This is a genomic window from Parabacteroides sp. FAFU027, assembly GCF_022808675.1.
In the GTDB taxonomy this organism is placed as follows: Bacteria; Bacteroidota; Bacteroidia; order Bacteroidales; family UBA7332; genus CAXXIC01.
The window spans coordinates 37,779-54,117 of record NZ_JAKZKV010000002.1; the positions used below are offsets into that span (position 1 = coordinate 37,779).

The following is a 16,339-nucleotide window of genomic DNA, read 5'->3' on the forward strand; positions in this document are numbered from 1 at the left end:
CCACATATTGTGTTGATAACTATCGGTATCATACTATAATATCATAGCCTTTATGAATATTTATTCCTGCTCGTTTCATTCGAGCATCAATCACAACACACAATTATGTAGTACAAATATAATGTTTCTCCTACATAATACAATGCGTTAACTAGCATTTATTGTCTTCAACTCCGAAGCAAGAAAAAAGGGGCACCTTTCGGCACCCCTTCAAAATATATCATTCAAGAAATTTATTCAGCAATCGGTTGCATCGGATCAACACCCAACGAACCTTTCAGATAATCCAGGTATGACGGACTGCTTACCATTTCCAGCTTCGCTTTCGCCGCCTCCAGTCTCGATGGAAGATCCAACCGGACTACTGTAGAGGCAAAGTTTTTGCGGCTCAAAACGTCTTCCATGTAAGCGACATTCTTTGTCCACAATGCAATATCGCGGTTTTGTTTTTCAACCAAACGAGCCTTATACCAGTCACTGTTCAAAACGACCTCACGCTCAAACATTTTCCGGACATCCGGATGATTGCGGTCTTTACCTTTGTAATGGCCATCGATCATGATGTGCACCAAAGCTTTCAATGGAGGACATAACCTTTCGATGGTTCCATCTTTCATCAAACCTTCAGCTACACGTTTCTGAGTGACAGACAGGTTGTCGATTGACGCAATAAACATATCCATGTCCTGCAATTCAGGACGCAACATGTCTTCGCTGAATACGGCATCTGCCCGGCTGAAAATACGTGCCATGAAGTGTTTCACAAAATTGATTGTGATGCGGTATCCCAACAAACTGGCATCTACTTTCCGTCCGTTGTGTTCAAAGTCTTCCACTTTTTCCAGGTATCCGTTCTCGATCAGGAACTTCGGATCGCGTTCTTCAACTGTCATACGACACCAGATTTCCGGGATCAACAAGCTAACGTCGTGGTCAACTTTATACTTCGGACCAACGTAACCCGCAGCTGTACTGAAACCGTGGTAGTCTGTCAGAATATATGATAAGAAAGCGTTGTTCAAATCAGCAGCCGGCAACAAGTTGTTGAACGGTCCTTTTGTCAAAGCGCCCTCAGAACCAAAACCTGTTGTTGATGGAGATTTACCTGTAATACTACAGATGAAATCGATGAACAACTCAGGCAACTCCTGATAGTGGATCGGGTTGTACACAGCCAAAGGCGGAACATTGTTCTCCGGTTCTGCAGGGTTGTTTCTACGTCCGGGAAGCACTGCATTCACAGGCATATACAACGGTTCATCCAGTGGAATTTTACGGAAAATACGGGTTGAAATTTCACCCACATATTTATCCAGCGGATCTACCAGATCAGGACGGGTCTGCAGGTAACGCGGGTTCTTAGACGGTTTACCATCAACCAAACGGGGCTCCGAAGGAATAACCAAAAACTCAGGGCTATCGCTTGCCAGGAAGTTATTGATCAGATCTTTCACCGGTTGAGTGTACAATTCAAATCCAATAGCGTCATCCTTAATCTCCTGAACTTCTTTACGGGTCAGCGGTTCAAAGTTCGAAGTGAAGGTACCGGGACTTGACAGGTCTTTTTCGCCCTGTTTGTCATATCCTTTAATGATACAGTCATCCGGACGCTGGAATAAGCGAGCTTCACAGTTCTTGACAATCTTCACACTCGGATTCTTGTATTCCGGATTCAAATGAGACAGTTTATCAGCATCCAAAATAATAGAGGCTGTGATATCATCTTCAACCTGCACTTTGGCTGAAGGGTTAAAGTCCTGACGCAACAGGAATATTCTCCAGGAACCGTCTTCTTCGTGACCAACGCGCAGGTAGTTCGACAACAGTTTATTATTGTGGAATTTCAACTCATTGCCGGGAATACCGTTAACCTTATCCACCGAGAAATATTTACGCCAGTCAGCATCCCATTCAGCAGAATAGTTACCTTTAATAACGTAGATCAACACTCTTATACGCTGAGGTAGTGATGCCAACCATTCATTGTACTCATCAGTGTACATATCGGATGGAGTCAGCAATTTAATCACCGATCCCAGAGAGCGCTTGGGGCTTAAGATGTGACGGGGTTTATTTACCGAATAATCAGCCGGAACTTTAAAGCGGGTTGAAAAATCATGAGCCATGATTTTCTCCACCATATCCATATCTTCGTTCAGGTCGCCGACGATGTACGATCCCTGAATCATTGCATCCTTAATGGATTTTGAGATCTCGGATTTACCACCGCCCGAAACAGTACATGGCTTATGGCAAAGGGTTCCTTCAGCATACGTACCTACCAGATGCCATTTAGGACCTTCCAGGCGCTTTTTCATTTCGACTTTATAGCCATTCGGGTAGATATATACTTTGTACGGCAACAGTTTGATCGATTGTTTTCCGGCTCCCTGCTTCCAGGTAATACTTTGCGTTTTCAAATCGAATACGGTATCTTCCGGAACATAAATCACATTTCTGTGGTTGCTGTCAATCGCGTATCCTTCTTTCTGCAAGTCCACCAAATCGGCATACAGGGAAACAAATGAGGCAAAATTCATTCCATTGGTTGGAATGCGCTCATCAATGTAACATTTCTCTCCCAGGTTATAGCTACGGAAGGCAATTGCACCACCCGCGTGCTCTTCTTCGGCATACCCAAACAGGTTGGCAGAATAACTAATCATGGTCTTGACCTCTTTTTTACAATAACCGAAATAGTTATCGGAGATCAATGTGATAACAACGCCGCGCTCATCACGACAAGTAATTTTAAAAGCGTTGCCATCATTATATTTTTCATCTTCATTTTTCCAACACATACCGTCACGACGCTGGCGTTCGGTCGCTTCGTCGTAATGAGGAAGGCCAAGCTCTTTTTTGGTCAGGGTCTGCATGTGCGGAGCCAGAATCACACAACCGGTGTGTCCTGTCCAGTTTTCCGGTGACAATGCAGCGTCGTTTTCAGGCAGGAACGGGTCTCCTGCATTTCCAAAGATTGACTCAACGAAATCCAGGTTAGAAACCAGCGAACCCGGAGCCAGGAACACGACTTCCATTGATTTTTCGCGGATTACTCCGGGAACTTCAGGAACAACAATGGGTCTCAGCATCAAGCTTACAAAAAGCTGAGCCGGTTCTTCCAGATTTGCAGTAAATGGCAAAGTCATTATATCTTTCGGCGGATTCAATGCGTGCTGCAACAACCGGCAGAAAGTTACCTTTGGCACTGCTTTTTTATCGTCCGCGATAGGCAATCCCCCTTCTGCAACGTGGAAAACCCCTTTCGTTGTCCGACGATCTGACTTCGGATTATTCAAAATCCCCTGAGCAGTACGATACGTTGTAATCTGATCATTTTCGTAATAATCAGCCCCCGGAGGAATGGATATAATACGCGCCAATCCATAGCGATCGAGAATAAACGACTTTCTCGGAAATGCGAAAGAATTGTCACCGGGTACATCTTTGAGGTAGTCTTTCAGAAAATCCCTGAGACGCATACCTATTGGTGATGCATTATTGGATAACAATTCCGATTTGATATTGTAGTTATTCAATAATGGTTTTGCAATCTCCAGAAAATCAGTATTGATTCCGTAGTTACATGTCGGATAACCATCGGCGGCCAGTTTCAGGTTGATGTATTCAATCTTCTTTTTCTCTGACACCACTGGCTCATGCTCATCATAGCCAATTCCAAAGGTTCGGTTTACAGTCATGATTCTTGTTTATAATAGTTAGTAGTGATTAATTCATTAGTCGCTGATAACCAGTAAAAGTAGTGGTTTAAATGCAATTGACAATAAGAATTCAGTTTCTTTAATTAGGGGTAGCAAAAAAACTCTTACCCCATATACCAATAGACCCTTTAACAAAAGTCTTATCGATATACTTAGATATCCCCCGGAAAATCTATCCCTACAATTATCTCTTCTGGATTAGGGGTATAACCGTAAATACAATCAATCAGGAAACACACTTTAGGGTTATAACCCTAAAAACGCATGCAAATTTACAACTATATCAGGTTGTACCCAAACAAAATCCAACCCAGATGATCCGCACTTCTCTTGCGAAATATCATGAAGAATCCTTGATGACGAATATTCAACTCTATGCTATTGAATAAGATTGTGATCTTTTTTAAGCCGATGAAAAGGGCAAGCCCGTTTTCATAGCTTCCTGCCCCTAACCTTGAAAACGGTCGCAGATCTTTTCAACGGTTTATTAATTCATTGAAATCCCCTCATTCGGAGTACGACTTCAAGTCGCGCCCCGAATACCCAATAAAAACGGCGCTTAATCACCAGTTATCTGGTGATTAAGCGCCACAAATATGAGCAATGAAACATTACGCCAGCTCTTCGGTTACCTCTTTCGGATTAATACCGTATTCGTTTTCACCCGGTTTGCCTTCGGTAAACATCAGCACCAACAACCAGATAGCGCCAACGATAGGGAGTAAAATAATCAGGTAAAACCAACCGCTCTTACCCACATCATGCAGACGGCGCACTGTTACAGCCAACCCCGGAATAAACAGTCCTAAGGCAACGATAAAATAAAATACGCCATAAAACAGCGGCTGAATGGTCGTTCCTGCAATATTATCAATGACAATAGCCACTAGAAGACATAAGAATTGAAACAAAGCAAAGAACCAATACTCACTTCTTCTGGCTCTACCACTAAAGGTTGCATAATTTCGCAACGCACTCAAAAAATAATTCATACATAAAGATTTAAAGTTCTCCTACTCTATGGGCTTTTCGGAATCCGCCGGATAAACTATTACATTATATTCTACTATTACTTCTTCCGCCCCAAAAACCGCAGCAAATACAAAAACAAGTTGATAAAGTCCAGATATAAGGAAAGTGCACCCAGGATGGCTAGCTTTTGAGTCTGTTCGTTATCTTCAACGCTAACCAGCGCTTTGATTTTCTGGGTATCGTAAGCGGTCAGTCCCACAAAGATGAGTACCCCGGCATAGGTTGTGATCCAGTAGATTGTTTCGTTATTCATAAAGAGGTTGACCACCGAGGCGATGATCAGGCCCAGCAAAGCCATAAAGAGCAGGTTACCCCACGAGGTCAGATCTCGTTTGGTATAATAACCATAGAGACTCATAGCCCCGAAAGTAGCGGCTGTTACCACAAAGGTAGAGGCAATGGAAGCCGAGGTATAAACTACGAAGATGCTCGAGAGAGTAACACCTGTCAGGAAAGAATAGATAACGAAGAGAATGGATGCTGTATTCAGCGTCAACTTTTGGATACTGGCGGTCAGGTACCACACCAATCCCAATTGGGCGAACAGCAATACATAGAAGCTGACTTTACTGCTGAAGATGAGACTCAGTACAGCTTCCGATCCGGAAACTACATAAGCTGTAGCAGCCGTAATCAGCAGTGCGGTACACATCCACACATATACTTTTTGCATCAGATTGATTTGTACCGTTTGCACCTGGGTAAGAGAAGTTGTTGTCATAGTATTTTATCATTTAGTGGTTATTGAATTATCTTATTTCGATTCTGCTTTCAGTCCAGAATCTAACAGGTCACCAAGACCTGTTAGGTCTCATCAACACGACCGCAAGTCTGGCTCTAATCCTTCTTTCAGGCATCTACACAATAGCTTTACGAGTGTAACTGTGTGATTAATTGCAAAATATCCTTTCAAGAGTCCTCTTAAAGACAGCTTAAAAGCCTATTTTCACAACCCGAAAACCAAAATTATGAATATATTCCGCAAATCAGCAAGTTTTTCCTCAGATAATCTATATTTGGATTCATTTTTATTTGAAAACAAAGCGTGATAATGAATAGTAAGTAATGAGCATAAGTTATTGTCATATTTACCCCATCCCCCTGAAGGGGGCTTTTACCGCAGTGGGATTTGAATTTAACTACGGCTTCTACTGTTATAAACTCATTGTTTTCACTACAGTAAGTCCCCTTTAGAGGTCCCGATATCTATCGGGATAGGGGTAAAAATAGAAAAGTAAATTAATACGACATTTATTCAATCCTACTACTTATATATATTATTACATCGCAAAAATACTTTCCCTAATATTGCAAATGGAGAGACCCTTCCTTATTTGAGAATAGACTACGTCCATTTTTAATTTCGTGGCTGAAAATATCGTTATCATTATTGAAGGCTTAACCTCTCAATAATTCAGTCAACTACTGGATATCGTTATCTTATACTTCTCTGGGGCTGTTTGGTCTTATCAACCCGGCAAGCGGCACGAAGCCGCTGCCCGGCGTGCATAGTAACTTCCTTTGGGCACAGCGTCGCTAAAAAAAGGTACAAGCAGGTTAAGTCCGGATATTTCGTAACTTTTCAAAGAACCGCCACAAGGTCGAAGCCAGAGTTTTCAATCTATATTTTCCCTACCCTTGCTCCGGTGATGTTACGGCGATGTTACGTGGTTGATAAACCTATATTCCATACACATTCCATAGATATCCCATACTTACACCATATATGTTCCATACTTAATAAGGTATGGGTTATCTAATAAATAACTTTGCAAATACTATGAATAGAAAAATATTCATACCTTTATCAACACCATAACATCACCGGAATAACCATAGAGTAACAATACACAAACACGATATATTATGGCAAAGGTAAAAGGCATATTCAATGTACAGGGAACAGTGCAGAACGTATCGTTTTACACCATGCGGGGCAGTGACGAAGTCATCATGCGGGCAAAAGGCGGACCGAAGAAGAGTACTATTAAGCGCTCGGAAAAGTTTGCAAAGGTTAGACTAAATAACCACGAATGGAAGGGCTGCACACAAATGGGCTCAGGAATCAAAGGTTGTTTCTGGGGAATGTCACGTCTGGCCGACTATCCGTTTATCGGATCGCTCAATGCATTAGCAAAGAAGATCCAGCTGTGTGACACCGAAAACCCACAGGGGGAACGAAGTCTCTATCTTTCTCGCCATAAAGAGCTGATTACGGGATTTAACCTGAATAAGAACAATCCTTTTGACAGCCTTTTCAAAAACAACATCGGCTACACCATCGACAGGGAATCACTCTCAGGAAACATCACAATCCCACGGATAAACACCGAAGTACATCTGAATAATTACAGAAAGCTACCGCTTTTCCGATTGATAATAGGACTGGGCTGCATGTCGGATATCGGACTGGATAGTGAAAAGAAAAATTATATTCACCTGAACAGTGACCTGTACCATCACGGGAAAATCTTCACCAGTGAATGGATGCCTACGCAGGGTATTTTCGAAGAACAAAAGGCCGAGCTTATCATTCCGATACAAGAATACCAAAAGATGAACGAGCATATCAGCATTCTGCTTTGCGTTGGTATTGAATTCGGCACGTTGGGAAATGACGGAAAGCCGGTGGAGGTGAAATACGCGGGTGCGGCGAAGATACTGACAGTGGTATAAGGATTTAGGTCAATATAAACCACCTGACTAAGCTCTCGTACTGAGCTAAACCCTTTTTGGGGGCTTTTACATCCTGGGAATCCGGCAAGCAGCTAAGAGCAGCAGCCAGGTGTGGGGTGCCTACTTTCATCGACTTTCGGTCGGTTGAATCGAAACGGATAATATGATATCACCGGTTTAACAGGTTTTGAAAACCGGTTAGGTTATTGATTAAAAACAAAGAACCGCAGCAATTCTCCAAAGAGAATCACTGCGGTTCTTTATCTTGTATGGGTACAGGAATTACGCTTTACCGCCAGGTCCCAATACGGTTGGAGAGGGCTGTTGGTCAATCTCCTTTTCGAGCAAAGGAATTTCGCCGTATTTGCGTTCGTACTTCCCTACGTTATCAGAGATAGCCAGTAAAAGACGCTTAGCATTTTCAGGCGCCATGATCACGCGAGATTTGATTTTTGCTTTTTCCACACCCGGCATCATCTGCACAAAGTCAAGGATAAACTCAGCGCTGTTGTGTGTAATAACAGCAAGATTAGAATAGGTACCTTCCGCGATGTTTTCGGGCAGGTCGATTTCAAGATTGTCCATAATACGGTTTCTTTATATGATTAATGAATGATTAAATTCACAGGCTCTTAAGCGAATGGTAAAACACCCGTGCTTAGGCAGAAGTAATTTTACACTCTCAAACACAAATGTAACAATATTATTCTCACATCCGGCTAAATAATAAAAAAAAGGCACAACAGACGAATCCGTTGCACCTTTTCAAAAAACAATATATTTGTGGTCGATTACAAATCCGTGATAGGTTTGTGTTTAGGCACTAACAGTTTGATCACTGTCCAAGCAATGAGGTATGCAAATCCGCAAAGACCAAACATGATCGCGTAAGCATTTTGCACATGCGACTGAACTACCGCTGTTGCAGCATCGCCAACCAGGTTTTGAGCAGTAGCTGCAGCTTCTCCGAGACCTTTGTGATAGTCAGTCAGACGACCTGCAAGCTGCTGAACCAATACACCTCCGATACCACCGGCAAGGCCACCGATGCCGGTTACAGATGCTACCACTTTCTTAGGGAACATATCCGAAACGGTAGTAAACAGATTTGCAGAAAACGCCTGGTGAGCTGCTGCTCCGATACAGATTACGATCAATGCATAGATATAAGCATTGTCGCCGAAACGGGCTGTACTACCAAGATATGGTGTAGCCAACAGGAACACAGGCAATACTGCGATGATGAACATCGCCAGCAAACGTGCTTTATAAGGCTCCATGCCTTTGTTCATGAATACCATCGGGAAACCTCCTCCGGATACACTACCAACGATGGCAACACCATAGACAATGAACAGAGGAATCATGATCGCATGGCCTTCCATATTGAACTGCTGTTTCATGAAGTCAGGCAACCAGAACAACAGGAACCACCAGATTCCGTCAGTCAGGAATTTACCCATGAAAAATGCCCAGGTCTGACGGTAACCTAATACTTTATACCATTTTACTTTTGAAGCCTGATCTTCCTCTGCAGGATTATCACATACTTCATCGTCAGAGTGGATATAATCATACTCCTCTTTTGACAAACGTTTTTGTTTGCCCGGAGAAGAATATAAAGCGAACCAGAAGAACAACCAAAGGAAACCTACAACACCTGTGATAATGTAAGCCATTTTCCAGCCTGCGATAGCTCCGTCAAACCAGGTTGCATAAGCGATCGCCGGTACTACAAGCGAAGCAATCATAGCTCCGACGTTAGATCCCGAATTGAAAATACCGGTAGCCAACGCACGTTCTTTTTTAGGAAACCATTCAGCTACGGTTTTGATAGATGCAGGGAAGTTACCAGCTTCACCAATACCGAACAATGAACGGATTATAGCATGCATATATGCCATACTGCCGGCAAATGCATTTAATATACCAAATACAGACCAGATGATTAATGAAAGTGCTAATCCGAGTTTGGTACCGATTTTATCGATGATAAAGCCCGCCAGAAAAGTAACCAGGGCATAAAAAAAAGTAAACCAGGAAGTCACTAACGCAAAGTCCGTATTTGACCATCCCAGTCCACCTTCAGAAACGGGTGAAGAGAAAAGTGGCTTCAGATAACCGATCACCTGACGGTCCATGTAGTTGATCGTTGTTGCAAAAAACAACAGCGCTACGATGGTCCAACGGTAACCTTTTACTTTCTCGGCTACTTGATTTGTTGTACTCATTGTATTTTGATTTTAATGTGTTTTCTAATTTTCGAGAGAAAGAGATAAAAATCTCCTCCCCCGCTCTTCACAGGGCAGAGGAGGAATCTAACATCACTTTCTAACTTTATTTATTATGGCAAATGCATTTCTACATTTCTCTGTTATAGCAGCCCAGTTCTGAGCTTTAATTTCTTCTGCAGGAAACAGGTTAGAACCCATACCTACACAGGTAACACCTGCATCAAACCAACCTTTGAGGTTAGCTTCTTCCGGTTTAACACCGCCGGTTACCATCAACAAGCTCCATGGCATTGGCGCTTTAAGTCCTTTCACGAATGCAGGACCAACTACGTCACCAGGGAATACTTTGCAAAGGTCACAGCCCAATTCCTGAGCGAAACCTACTTCTGATACAGAACCACAACCCGGAGTATAAGGAACCAGGCGACGGTTACATACTTTTGCGATTTCAGGGTTGAACAACGGACCCACTACGAAGTTTGCACCCAACTGAAGGTACAATGCAGCAGTAGCAGGATCAACGATTGAACCGATACCCATCACCATTTCGGGACACTCTACAGCAGCCCATTTTACCAACTCACCGAAGATTTCGTGTGCGAAATCACCGCGGTTAGTGAATTCGAAAGCGCGAACACCGCCTTCGTAACATGCTTTTACTACTTGTTTTGCCACTTCCACATCTTTGTGGTAGAACACAGGCACCATACCGGTCTGTGACATGGCTGTTATTGTTTGGATTTTAGTGAATCTTGCCATAATAATAGACCTCTCCACCCCTCCAAAGGAGGGGCTTTCAGGAGGGTTAGTTTTAATATTGTTAATCTATTTTGATTTCACCCCTATATCCCCTAAAGGGGACTTTGCCTTCTGCGATCAATTGGAGTTTAACAAGAACCCTCGAAATTACCAATTGCTTCTACCGCAAAAGCCCCCTTCAGGGGGTTGGGGGTAATGAAAGTTGAGAAAAAGTATTCTCTAAATATACCGTACACCACCAAAAGCCTCCCCTTTGGGGAGGTTTGGAGGGGGCTCTTTTTTTATCTTGATACTCGTCCTGAAGCGTCACCGCCCATCAGCTTCTCAACCTCTTCAACAGTTACGAGGTTAAAGTCACCGTAGATAGTGTGTTTCAGGCAAGATGCTGCAACTGCAAATTCAAGCGCTTTCTGATCATCAGTTGTGTAAGTCAGCAAACCGTAGATCAAACCACCCATGAATGAATCACCACCACCTACGCGGTCAACGATGTGAGTGATATCGTAGTCTTTTGATACTTTCAAAGAACCGTCAGAATACAAACAGCCTCTCCATGTATTGTGGTTAGCGTTGATAGAACCGCGAAGAGTCACGATTACTTTCTTAGCGCGTGGGAAACGTTTCATCAACTGAGTACATACTGATTCGAATTCAGCAGCATTCACTTCGCCACCGGTGTGGTGAGAATCGAAACCTTCCGGTTTGATACCGAATACCATTTCAGCATCTTCTTCGTTACCCAGGATTACGTCACAACCTTCTACCAAAGCAGGCATTACCTCAGCAGCAGTTTTACCGTATTTCCAAAGGTTTTTACGGAAGTTAAGGTCAGTAGAAACCGGCACGCCCAATTCGTTAGCTGTTTTGATAGCTTCCAGACAAGCGTCAGCAGCACCCTGAGAAAGAGCAGGAGTGATACCGGTCCAGTGGAACCAGTCAGCGCCTTTCAACACCTCTTTCCAGTCGATCATACCGGGTTTGATGTCAGCGATTGAAGAGTTGGCACGGTCATAAACCACTTTACTTGCACGTGCTACAGCACCTGTTTCAAGGAAGTAGATACCCAAACGATCGCCACCGTAAATTACGTTGTTTGTGTTAACGCCATATTTGTGAAGGCTTGACAAACATGCTTTAGCGATATCATTTTTAGGTAAACGGGTTACGAACTCAGCGTTCATTCCGTAGTTAGCCAAAGATACTGCTACGTTAGCTTCACCACCACCATAAGTTGCAGTGAACTCAGTAGACTGAATAAAACGCTGATAGCCCGGAGTGGCCAGACGGAGCATGATTTCTCCAAAAGTTACAACCTTTTTCATTTGAAATAATTTTGTTATTCGTGTAAATAGCGGAACCAGAACCGGAAGATCTTTATATTAACCGGCTACTGACCGACCGCTTATTTATAGGTTAAATAATTAATATCCTTATTATTGGGGTGCAAAGATATAAGTTTATCCTGAATTTGCGCAACCGATTGCACAAAAAATTTCAACGTCTCTCTGTATGTCATTCGGAACACCCTTACGAATGCGGAGAAAAACCTAACAGGTTTTAAAAACCTGTTAGGTTTAGCCTCTTAGAGCGAATCCAGCAAAAGAGGAAATTAGAACTGGAAGAAGTTTTTAGCGTTGTTGTAGCTGATATCTTCTACCATTTTGCCCATGAATTCGATTTCACTTGCAGGAAGAGCACCACGCTCCACATCTTTACCGATCAGGTTACACAAGATGCGACGGAAATACTCGTGACGAGGATAAGAAAGGAAGCTGCGTGAGTCGGTCAACATACCTACGAAGCGGCTCAGCAGACCCAACACAGACAAGCTGTTCATCTGGTTGATCATACCTACTTCCTGATCAAGGAACCACCAGCCTGATCCGAATTGGATTTTTCCGGCTACACTACCATCCTGGAAGTTACCGATCATAGTAGTGATCAGGTCGTTATCGCGTGGGTTCAGGTTGTAAAGGATCGTTTTTGCCAACTGATTGTTGGTATCCAGACGGTTCAGGAATTTAGACATTGATTTAGCAACGGTAAAGTCACCGATTGAGTCGAAACCTGTATCCGGTCCGAGATTTTTGAACAGACGTGAGTTGTTGTTACGGATAGCGCCGTAGTGGAACTGCTGAGTCCATCCTTTTTCACAATCCATCACTGCAAATTCAACCATCATTGCTGATTTAAATTTCAGGATTTCTTCGTGAGTCAGCTCTTTGCCGCCATATACTTTATTAAAGATAACATCGATTTCAGCCTGAGTATAATCTTCAGCATAGAACTCTTCGATACCGTGGTCGCTCAATTTACAACCCACTTCAGCGAAGAAGTCGTGACGTTTGCGCAACGCATCGATTACATCAGAATATTTAGAGATAGAAACGCCTGATACTTCAGACAATTTCTCGATATAAGCACGGAATTCAGCAGGAACCTCAACAGCCATCGCTTTATCAGGACGCCATGTTGGCAACACTTTCACTTCGAAACCTTCGTTTTTCAACGCGATGTGGTATTCCAATGAATCAATCGGATCATCAGTAGTACATACCGCTTCCACATTGTAATGCTTCATCAAACCGCGTGCAGAATATTCAGGAGTACGCAATTTAGCGGTACACACATCGAAAATTTCTTTTGCAGCCTCCGGTTTCAGGATTTTATCCACACCGAACCCTGTTTTCAATTCCAGGTGAGTCCAGTGATAAAGCGGGTTACGCATGGTGTAAGGCACTGTTTCAGCCCATTTCTCGAATTTCTCCCAATCAGAAGTATCTTTTCCGGTACAGAAACGCTCATCCACACCGTTGGTACGCATTGCACGCCATTTGTAGTGGTCACCTTCCAACCAGATCTGACCGAGGTTGTCAAACTTGCGGTCTTTAGCGATAAATTCGGGATTCAGGTGACAGTGATAGTCGATAATCGGCATCTTAGCCGCGTGCTCATGATACAGCTTTTGGGCTGTTTCGTTTTCGAGAAGAAAGTTCTCGTCCATGAATTTTTTCATTGCGCAATAAAATTAGATTATATGGTAAAATGAAAGTTAGTTTAAAACCCGTCAAGCTTACAAATCGTAAGCACTTATGCGATAAAACATACATAGCTAATATACAGTCATTTACACAAACACACAAGCCTGTGTAAAATTAGTGTGTCCGCGCACAAAAGTACAAAAATATTTTGACACACAAAATCTTTTAGTAATTTTGCACCGTATCTTTCAATTAGTAATTTTGTGGTCGCACACACGAGGTATTTGTAAGTATCAGATGAATAAATCTACCGATAAAATAAGAATTGTGGACATTGCCCGTCTGGCAGGCGTGTCAGCAGGAACAGTGGACAGGGTACTGCACAACCGGGGAAGCGTATCAGAAGAGAGCCGCATCAAGATTGAGAACGCGCTCAAGACGATGAACTACCGCCCCAACGTATATGCCTCAGTACTGGCGCTGAAGAAGAAGTTTCAGTTCGTGTGCATTTTACCTATATATAATGAAGGGGATTATTGGGAAAAAGTGGAAGAGGGTATCCAGAGAGCGGCAGACGAATTTGCCCCGCTGAATGTCTCGATGCGCTACATCTACTTTAACCAGTATGATGTCTACTCCTGCCGGTTGGCTTTTGAGAAAGTAATGCAATCAGAACCCGATGCGGTACTTTTCCCTCCTTTCTTTAAAGAGGAGTCAAAAATATTCGCCGAAGGTCTATCAGAAAAAAGTATTCCGTTTGTGTTGCTCGATTCTTTGATTACAAAACCGGAGCCTCTCGCCTACTTTGGACAGGATTCGTTTCAAAGCGGATTGATTGCGGCTAAATTACTGATGCTATCCATGCAACAGGATTCGACCATCGCCCTGTTTCATACTTACCGGATCGGAAATCTGGGTTCTAACCAGACATTGGAACGCAAAAAAGGCTTCCTGCATTACCTGAACAACCATTTTCCCGAGTGCAATACGACCACAGTGGAGCTCAATGCCGTCAACCCCGAACAGAACCGACTGGCGATAAAGAGCTTGCTGGAAAGCAACCCCAACATCAAAGGGGCCGTTATCTTTAACTCGCTGACCTATATGGTAGCTGGGTATCTGGAAGATTTCGGACGGACAGACATACAAGTGATCGGTTATGACCTGCTCGACCGAAATGTGGAGTTCCTCAAAAAAGGGGTGGTTAACTACCTGATCGCCCAACGCCCTGAAGTACAGGGTTACAACGGTGTGAAAGCGCTGTGCGATTTTCTGGTATTTAAGCAACTGGTCAAACAGATCAATTATATGCCGATTGATATCCTGACCGGAGAAAATATTAATTATTATACCTCTTACTAAAGAGTAAAAAGGGAGTCAGATGGAGTTATATGGAGTAAACGGAGCGGTAACTCCCACCCTCAATCCCTCACTCCTTCAATCCCTAAAAACCTTGACTATTTCACTAACTTAACTATACAAAAATGAAAGCTTTAAACAGACAAAACGTGAGCGCCAGCCAATATCCTGAGCGCATTATTCAGTTCGGTGAAGGTAACTTCCTCCGCGCATTCGTTGATTGGATCGTATGGAACATGAACAAAAAAGCTGACTTCAACAGCAGCATCGTAGTGGTTCAACCCATCGAAAACGGTATGGTAGATATGCTGAACGATCAGGATTGCCTTTACCACCTTAACCTGCAAGGTCTTGACAAAGGTAAACAAGTGGACAGCATCGAACTGATCGACGTGATCAGCCGTGGTCTAAACCCTTACACTCAGTTTGATGAATACATGAAACTGGCTGAAAATCCTGAAATGCGTTTTGTTGTTTCTAATACAACTGAAGCGGGTATCGCTTTCGATCCTGCTTGCAAACTGGAGGACGCTCCTGCTAAATCTTACCCTGGCAAACTGACTCAGTTGCTTTACCACCGTTTCAAAACCTTCAATGGCGCAGCTGACAAAGGTCTTCACATCATCCCATGTGAGTTGATCTTCCACAATGGTACTGAATTGAAAAAATGTATCGAGCAATACATCGAATTGTGGAACCTGGGTGCAGACTTCAAAGCATGGTTCGAAACTGCATGTGGTGTTTACTGTACTTTGGTTGACCGTATCGTTCCGGGTTACCCAAGAGATACCATCAACGAAATCCTTGAAAAAGTACAGGTTGAAGATAAATTAGTGGTTAAAGCTGAAATCTTCCACTTGTGGGTAATCGAAGCTCCTGAATCATTAGCAAAAGAATTCCCTGCTGATAAAGCCGGCTTGAACGTATTGTTTGTACCAAGCGAAAAACCTTACCACGATCGTAAAGTTACTTTGCTGAATGGCCCTCACACTGTATTGTCACCTGTAGGTTATCTGTCAGGTCTGGATACAGTAAGAGAAATCGTAGAAGACGAAGTAACCGGCAAATTCGTACAAAAAGCGATGTTCGAAGAGTTGCTTTCTACCCTTGACCTTCCTGAAAAAGAGTTGGCTGAGTACGGTGAGTCAGTGGTTGAGCGTTTCCGCAACCCATTCGTAAAACACTTCGTAACCAGCATCATGCTGAACTCATTCCCTAAATTCAAAACCCGCGACCTGCCAGGTTTGAAAATTTATCTGGAAAGAAAAGGCGAATTGCCGGCAGCGTTGACTTTGGGTCTTGCAGGTATCATTACTTACTACAAAGGTGGCAAACGTGGTGATGTGGAAATCGTTCCTAACGACGACAAAGCAATCATCGACCTGTTGGCTGAATTGTGGAAAACCAACGATGTTGCCGCAGTAGCTAAAGGTGTACTGGGCGCTGAGTTCATCTGGGACGAAGACCTTAACAAAGTTCCTGGTTTGACTGAGAAAATCACCGGTTACCTGGCTTCTATCCAGGAAAAAGGTATGCTGGAAACAGTAAAAGGAATTATCTAAGAAAGCCCCACCCC

The 16,339-nt window shown here is 43.1% G+C and carries 11 protein-coding genes; 3 read left to right on the plus strand and 8 right to left on the minus strand.

The annotated features are described in order from the left end of the window. Positions 1-233 precede the first annotated feature (233 nt). From MLE17_RS03540 to MLE17_RS03550, 3 genes are all read right to left on the minus strand, one after another. The gene (locus MLE17_RS03540; RefSeq protein ID WP_243347132.1) at positions 234-3,701 is read right to left on the minus strand and encodes a hypothetical protein; all 3,468 of its coding nucleotides are present in this window, start codon (positions 3,699-3,701) and stop codon (positions 234-236) included. A gap of 632 nt (positions 3,702-4,333) precedes the next feature. Further along, positions 4,334-4,714 carry a DUF805 domain-containing protein gene (locus MLE17_RS03545; RefSeq protein WP_243347133.1) on the minus strand — a complete coding sequence of 127 codons (381 nt, stop codon included), beginning with the start codon at positions 4,712-4,714 and terminating at the stop codon, positions 4,334-4,336. Between the two features lie 77 nt (positions 4,715-4,791). Then, the gene (locus MLE17_RS03550) at positions 4,792-5,475 is read right to left on the minus strand and encodes a Bax inhibitor-1/YccA family protein (RefSeq protein WP_243347134.1); all 684 of its coding nucleotides are present in this window, start codon (positions 5,473-5,475) and stop codon (positions 4,792-4,794) included. A 1,145-nt stretch (positions 5,476-6,620) separates the two neighbouring features. Between MLE17_RS03550 and MLE17_RS03555 the strand changes: the two genes are divergently transcribed. After that, a complete protein-coding gene (locus MLE17_RS03555) occupies positions 6,621-7,430 on the plus strand; it encodes a hypothetical protein (protein WP_243347135.1) in 810 nt (269 codons plus the stop codon). 282 nt (positions 7,431-7,712) lie between these two features. Here the strand turns inward: MLE17_RS03555 and MLE17_RS03560 are convergent, their stop codons facing one another. From MLE17_RS03560 to uxaC, 5 genes are all read right to left on the minus strand, one after another. After that, on the minus strand, positions 7,713-8,015 hold the full coding sequence (locus MLE17_RS03560) for a DUF3467 domain-containing protein (RefSeq protein WP_243347136.1): 303 nt from the start codon (positions 8,013-8,015) through the stop codon (positions 7,713-7,715). A gap of 206 nt (positions 8,016-8,221) precedes the next feature. Further along, on the minus strand, positions 8,222-9,661 hold the full coding sequence (locus MLE17_RS03565; protein ID WP_243347138.1) for an MFS transporter: 1,440 nt from the start codon (positions 9,659-9,661) through the stop codon (positions 8,222-8,224). A 93-nt stretch (positions 9,662-9,754) separates the two neighbouring features. Next, on the minus strand, positions 9,755-10,423 hold the full coding sequence (locus MLE17_RS03570) for a bifunctional 4-hydroxy-2-oxoglutarate aldolase/2-dehydro-3-deoxy-phosphogluconate aldolase (RefSeq protein WP_243347140.1): 669 nt from the start codon (positions 10,421-10,423) through the stop codon (positions 9,755-9,757). Between the two features lie 281 nt (positions 10,424-10,704). Beyond that, a complete protein-coding gene (locus MLE17_RS03575; protein WP_243347143.1) occupies positions 10,705-11,745 on the minus strand; it encodes a sugar kinase in 1,041 nt (346 codons plus the stop codon). A 287-nt stretch (positions 11,746-12,032) separates the two neighbouring features. Then, a complete protein-coding gene (uxaC, locus tag MLE17_RS03580) occupies positions 12,033-13,439 on the minus strand; it encodes a glucuronate isomerase (RefSeq protein WP_243347144.1) in 1,407 nt (468 codons plus the stop codon). 262 nt (positions 13,440-13,701) lie between these two features. Here uxaC and MLE17_RS03585 point away from each other — a divergent pair, with 262 nt between their 5' ends. Both MLE17_RS03585 and MLE17_RS03590 read left to right on the plus strand, forming a co-directional pair. After that, positions 13,702-14,766, plus strand: coding sequence for a LacI family DNA-binding transcriptional regulator (locus MLE17_RS03585; RefSeq protein WP_243347146.1), 1,065 nt, complete (start codon positions 13,702-13,704; stop codon positions 14,764-14,766). Between the two features lie 122 nt (positions 14,767-14,888). Further along, a complete protein-coding gene (locus MLE17_RS03590; protein ID WP_243347147.1) occupies positions 14,889-16,325 on the plus strand; it encodes a tagaturonate reductase in 1,437 nt (478 codons plus the stop codon). Positions 16,326-16,339: the final 14 nt, after the last annotated feature.

Bases quoted from the DNA above. Each gene is read 5' to 3' on its own strand.
- MLE17_RS03545 (WP_243347133.1), bottom strand. From the start codon at position 4,714: ATGAATTATTTTTTGAGTGCGTTGCGAAATTATGCAACCTTTAGTGGT.
- MLE17_RS03585 (WP_243347146.1), top strand. From the start codon at position 13,702: ATGAATAAATCTACCGATAAAATAAGAATTGTGGACATTGCCCGTCTG.
- MLE17_RS03570 (WP_243347140.1), bottom strand. From the start codon at position 10,423: ATGGCAAGATTCACTAAAATCCAAACAATAACAGCCATGTCACAGACC.
- MLE17_RS03565 (WP_243347138.1), bottom strand. From the start codon at position 9,661: ATGAGTACAACAAATCAAGTAGCCGAGAAAGTAAAAGGTTACCGTTGG.
- MLE17_RS03540 (WP_243347132.1), bottom strand. From the start codon at position 3,701: ATGACTGTAAACCGAACCTTTGGAATTGGCTATGATGAGCATGAGCCA.
- MLE17_RS03590 (WP_243347147.1), top strand. From the start codon at position 14,889: ATGAAAGCTTTAAACAGACAAAACGTGAGCGCCAGCCAATATCCTGAG.
- MLE17_RS03560 (WP_243347136.1), bottom strand. From the start codon at position 8,015: ATGGACAATCTTGAAATCGACCTGCCCGAAAACATCGCGGAAGGTACC.
- uxaC (WP_243347144.1), bottom strand. From the start codon at position 13,439: ATGAAAAAATTCATGGACGAGAACTTTCTTCTCGAAAACGAAACAGCC.
- MLE17_RS03575 (WP_243347143.1), bottom strand. From the start codon at position 11,745: ATGAAAAAGGTTGTAACTTTTGGAGAAATCATGCTCCGTCTGGCCACT.
- MLE17_RS03550 (WP_243347134.1), bottom strand. From the start codon at position 5,475: ATGACAACAACTTCTCTTACCCAGGTGCAAACGGTACAAATCAATCTG.
- MLE17_RS03555 (WP_243347135.1), top strand. From the start codon at position 6,621: ATGGCAAAGGTAAAAGGCATATTCAATGTACAGGGAACAGTGCAGAAC.